This window comes from Hydrogenimonas sp. (genome assembly GCF_029933015.1).
GTDB lineage: Bacteria > Campylobacterota > Campylobacteria > Campylobacterales > Hydrogenimonadaceae > Hydrogenimonas.
This window is the reverse complement of the sequence record NZ_JAOZOZ010000065.1, coordinates 3,608-8,627: the sequence shown is the minus strand read 5'-3', so window position 1 is coordinate 8,627 and position 5,020 is coordinate 3,608. Positions and strand designations below refer to the sequence as shown.

Here is a 5,020-nt window from a genome sequence, read left to right as displayed (position 1 = left end):
TTGAGTGTTGAGTGTTGAGTGTTGAGTGTTGAGTGTTGAGTGTTGAGTGTTGAGTGTGACGTTAAAAACGGTTTTTCATTTTGCAAAAAAATTTGACGGAATAGAAAGAAGATGTCATCGTTCTATAATGACTAATGACTAATGACTAATGACTAATGACTAATGACCAAACGCAGGCGCGAAGCGCCCTGCGATCACTCCCCGAAAAGGGCTTTGAGGGCGTCCGGATTGACCGGTTTTTCCTCTTCGATGCCCCCTTCGCCTGTGGTGCAGACACCGGTGGAGGCGATCTCCATCAGTTCGATCTGGTAGCCGGTGAGCATCGAGGCCAGGCGGATGTTGATGCCGCTTCGGCCGATCGCTTTGGATTTCTGGTCGCTGGGGAGTGAGACGATCGCTTTGTCCTCTTCGATCTTGACGCTGCTGATGATGGCAGGGCTGAGCGCCCTGGCGACGAAAATTTCGGGAATCGGCGAGTACTCGATGCAGTCGATGTTCTCGCCGTGGAGCTCCTGGCTGACGGCGTTGATGCGCACTCCTTTGACGCCGACGGTGGCGCCTACCGGATCGACGCTTGGGCTCATGGCGGTCAGCGCCACTTTGGCCCTTTCGCCGGGGATACGTGCCGATTTTTCGATGATGACGAGGCCGTCGGCGATCTCGGGCACCTCCTGGCGCAGGAGTTCTTCGAGAAACTTGGGCATCGTCCGGGAGATCTCCAGATGGATGCCGAACTTCTTGTCGATGCCGACATACCGCAGGATTCCCTTGATCGTTTCACCGACGCGGAAGGACTCTCCCTTGATCCTGTTGCGCTTGGGAAGTACGGCGCGCACCTCGTCGATCTCGATATATGTGTTCTGCTCGCTGTCGACGCGGGTGACGGGGCCGCTGACGATCGTGCCGATCATCGATTTGTATTTGTTGAACATCTGCTCTTCCACGAAGCGCTGGATGTGGTATTCGATCTCGTGGTAGAGGGCGGCCGCGGCGCTGCGGCCGTACTCTTCGAGATTGATCGGCTCGCCCGTCAGTTCGTCGCCTATCTCGGCGTCGGGGTCGATCTCTCTGGCCTCTTCGAGGGCGATGAACTTCTCCGGTTCGTCCACGAGCCGGGGGTCGTCCGCTTCGACGACGGTGATTTTCTGTCTGAGGATATAGCTTTTGTTGACTTCGTCGATCTCCGCCTCGTAGTCGCACTCTTCGCAGATGACGCGACGCGCCGTCTGGATCAGTGCCGTTTTGAACGCTTCTTTGGCCGATTCGGGCGGCAGACCTTTTTCGTGGGCAATAGAGTCGATAATATCTATGATCTTTTCCATCTCTTCAACAGTTCCTTTGGTATCGTTTCGGTGATTTTTTCGTGCAGTAGGCTTGTGCAGTCTATCGAGGAGCCAATTATACTGAAAGCAATCTTTAACATTTATAAAAAGTTTACCTTCGTTTCGATATAATCGGGCAAATAATAGTGGGCGTCGATATCCGCCCCAACGATACGCAACGAGGAAATATACATGGAACTTAAAGCAGCGAGAACGGAACTGAACGCCAAACCGAAAACGATCAGTGTCGAAAAGATCGAAAAAGAGCTCGAAAAAGATGGTCAGAAGATCTTCTATTTCGACCGTGAAAACTCCCACAAGGATCTGATGGAGATGGTCGAGCATTTCGAAGAGAAGGGATTTTCCGTCTATTTCAGAGAGATCCGTTTCGGACTCGACGAGAACGACTATCTCTATGAGGTGCATATCCTGGTCTGATGGCGATGGGCAAAAAGTTTTACATCGAAACCCTCGGCTGTGCGATGAACGTGCGTGACAGCGAGCACATGATCGCCGAGCTGACCGCCAAAGAGGGGTACGTACCGACCGAGACGCTGGAGGAGGCGGATCTGATCCTCATCAACACCTGCAGCGTGCGGGAAAAACCGGTCAACAAGCTCTTCAGCGAAATCGGCGTCTTCAACAAACGCAAAAAAGAGGGTGCGAAAATCGGTGTCTGCGGCTGTACCGCGAGCCACCTGGGCGAAGAGATCATCAAAAGAGCGCCTTTCGTCGATTTCGTCCTGGGGGCGCGGAACGTCAGCAAGATCACGAAAGTGCTCCATACCCCGGGAGCCGTGGAGGTCGACATCGACTACGACGAGAGCCGCTACGCTTTCGGGGATTTCAGAAGCTCTCCCTACAAAGCCTACGTCAACATCTCCATCGGCTGTGACAAGAAGTGTACCTTCTGCATCGTCCCCCACACCCGCGGCGAGGAGATATCGATCCCGGCGGAGCTGATCGTGCAGGAGGCCCGCAAGGCGGCCCGAAGCGGTGCGAAGGAGATCTTTCTGCTGGGGCAGAACGTCAACAACTACGGACGCCGTTTCAGCGGGGATCATCCGAAAACGAGCTTTACCGACCTGCTGAAGATGGTCAGCGAGATCGAGGAGGTCGAGCGCATCCGTTTCACTTCGCCCCACCCGCTGCACATGGACGACGCCTTTTTGGAAGAGTTCGCCCGCAACCCAAAAATCTGCAAGTCGATGCATATGCCGCTGCAGAGCGGCTCGAGCCGGATCCTCAAGGCGATGAAACGGGGATATACGAAAGAGTGGTTTCTCGACCGCGCCGCCAAACTTCGCGACATGGTCCCGGGTGTCTCAATCAGCACCGATGTCATCGTCGCCTTTCCGGGGGAGACGGAAGCCGACTTCGAAGAGACGATGGAGGTGCTGGAAAAGGTCCGCTTCGAGCAGATGTTCAGCTTCAAGTACTCCCCAAGGCCCCTCACGCCTGCGCAGAGTTACGAGGACCAGATCCCCGACGAGGTCGGTTCGGCCCGGCTGGCCCGGCTGCAGGGGCGTCACAACGAGATCCTCGACGCGATGAAAGAGGAGCGTGTCGGCCAGGTGCACGAGGTCTATTTCGAAGAGCTTCGCCCCGGCGGCATGGTCGCGGGCCGATCCGACAACAACATGCTCATCAGCGTCCCCGGCAGCGAAGAGCTGCTGGGGAGGACCGTGAAAGTCAGGATCACCGAAGCGGGCCGTACGAGCCACCGCGGGGAAGTGGTTGCGTAAAACGCTGCTCCGCCGCCTCGCTCTTTGGGTCGTGCCTCCCCTGGGTGTGGTCCTGATGTGGCTTCTGTATCTGACCAACAAAAAGGTGTGGCGTTTCAGCAACGAGATTCCCGATACCCCCTTCGTCGCACTCCTCTGGCACGGCGAACTTCTGATGGCTCCCTTCATCTTCCGCAAGGCCTCTCCCAAAACCCGTGTCAACGTCATGATCAGCGACCATTTCGACGGGGAGATCATCACACGCGTTATCGCCCCCTTCGGTCTGAAGACCGTTCGCGGATCCAGCCGCAAAGGCGCGGCGAAAGCGCTCATCGCCGCTTTGAAAAAGGTGAAAGCGGGTGAGAGTATCGGTATCACTCCTGACGGGCCCAAAGGTCCCCGCCACTCCGTTTCCGACGGTGCCGTCGTCATCGCCCAGAAAGCGGGTATCCCCATCGTCATACTCAACTGCCGTCCCTCCCGTTACTGGCAGGCCGGAAGCTGGGATCGTTTCGTGATTCCGAAACCCTTCGGTACAATAGAGTACTACGCTTCCGAACCGATCGATCTCTCCGGCATGGAGAGAGAGGCCGCGAAGGAGCTGATCCGCGAAAGGATGCTTGAACATGCAGTCGAGTAGGATTGTCTACGCCCTGTTCGCCCTTCTGCTGCTGGGAGGGATGGCGATCTTCGCCTGGACCAACCCCTCCTACCAGAAAGCCTTCGAGGCGAAATGGTACTACTTCATGGGGGAATACGACGAAGCGTACCAACTGGCCAAAGAGGCCTACGAACTGGATCGCTACAACCGGATGGCGCTTACCGTCATGACCCAGACGGAAGTGGCGGAGAGGTATCTGGACTACATCCGCGAGGGTACCGCCTTTTTGAACAAAATCGAAGAGATCGCGAACCGTTCTCCCATCGGCGAAGCGGACAGAATCCGTGTCAAAATGATGTGCGAAGTGATGATGGATCGCTTTGAAAAAATGGATGCGACGCCTCTGGCGGACGACGAGCTCGTGGAGAGGGCCCGAAATATCTACAACAAATTCAAATCTCTTTATACGTCGTTGTTTAAGCAAAAATAGTTTAAGATATTGGGACTTAGATCCATAAAAGGCAGAGTGTGGGGAAACTGCAGCGCTATTTCTGGCCGAAAACGGCCCTCCTTTTCTATCTGAACGAGGACAGAATAGAGGCTGCGTTCGGTTATATCGAAGGGGGCGAAATCGATGTACAGAAGCGCCGCTCCTTCCCTGCCGAAAAGAGATCCGATCTGATCGAATGGTACCGGGAGATCCGCCGGACCTATCCGAAGACCTACGTGGCGGCGATGCTCGATACGATCAATCAGGGCGCGCTGCCGTTTTGCAACAAATCGACCTTTGAGAGGTTCGGGGTCGATCCCTCGCTGGTCCACTCTCTGTGCGTCGACGACAAGTGGCTCGCCTACACCTCCCTCGTCGAGATGAAGTGGTTCGAACAGAAATTCAAGGAGATCGAATTCGATCTTCTCTTCTCCCCCTTCGTACTTCTCTATCAGCGGAGCAAATCCCTTTTCGAGAAGGATCCGGGGCTGTTCATTCTTCATCAAAAAGGTGTCGCTTTTCTGGCGGTATTTTCCGAAGAGAAGCTCTGGTATGCCGATGTGCTGGTCATCTCCGAGGGAAAGGTGGAAAACGAAATCTACGAGGAGAAAGCGGAAGAGGAGGAAGGACTGGCCTTCGACCTGGATCTGCTGGGAGAGGACGAGGATGTCGAACCGATCAGTGACGTCGATATCCTGGGAGAGTTCAAGGAGGATGTGGATGAAAAGGTCTCTGGGCTCGAAGACGAATCGGCGCTGGAGCTTTTGGAGTACAACCTCAATCTCTTCGAAGAGATGAAAGACGCGATCGCGAAGTTCTATCACGACGACCGCTACTCCCACGCTTTCGTGGAGAAGGTGACGATTTTCGACATGGACGATCT

6 protein-coding genes are annotated in these 5,020 nt (G+C 55.1%); 5 read left to right on the top strand and 1 reads right to left on the bottom strand.

The genetic code is table 11. The annotated features are described in order from the left end of the window. Positions 1-194: 194 nt before the first annotated feature. A complete protein-coding gene (nusA, locus tag Q1K23_RS05820; protein ID WP_300363209.1) occupies positions 195-1,322 on the bottom strand; it encodes a transcription termination factor NusA in 1,128 nt (375 codons plus the stop codon). Between the two features lie 192 nt (positions 1,323-1,514). On the opposite strand from nusA, the gene Q1K23_RS05815 reads away from it, so the two are divergent. The 5 genes from Q1K23_RS05815 to Q1K23_RS05795 all read left to right on the top strand — a co-directional run. Next, on the top strand, positions 1,515-1,760 hold the full coding sequence (locus tag Q1K23_RS05815; protein WP_300363208.1) for an HP0268 family nuclease: 246 nt from the start codon (positions 1,515-1,517) through the stop codon (positions 1,758-1,760). After that, positions 1,760-3,067 carry a tRNA (N6-isopentenyl adenosine(37)-C2)-methylthiotransferase MiaB gene (gene miaB, locus Q1K23_RS05810; protein ID WP_300363206.1) on the top strand — a complete coding sequence of 436 codons (1,308 nt, stop codon included), beginning with the start codon at positions 1,760-1,762 and terminating at the stop codon, positions 3,065-3,067. The genes Q1K23_RS05815 and miaB overlap by 1 nt, the downstream gene beginning before the upstream one ends. After that, a complete protein-coding gene (locus tag Q1K23_RS05805) occupies positions 3,060-3,686 on the top strand; it encodes a lysophospholipid acyltransferase family protein (protein WP_300363204.1) in 627 nt (208 codons plus the stop codon). Before miaB ends, Q1K23_RS05805 begins: the two co-directional genes overlap by 8 nt. Then, on the top strand, positions 3,673-4,137 hold the full coding sequence (locus Q1K23_RS05800) for a hypothetical protein (protein ID WP_300363202.1): 465 nt from the start codon (positions 3,673-3,675) through the stop codon (positions 4,135-4,137). The genes Q1K23_RS05805 and Q1K23_RS05800 overlap by 14 nt, the downstream gene beginning before the upstream one ends. Positions 4,138-4,175: 38 nt before the next feature. Continuing rightward, positions 4,176-5,020: hypothetical protein (locus Q1K23_RS05795; protein WP_300363200.1), on the top strand; the 845-nt coding region annotated here is incomplete at its 3' end.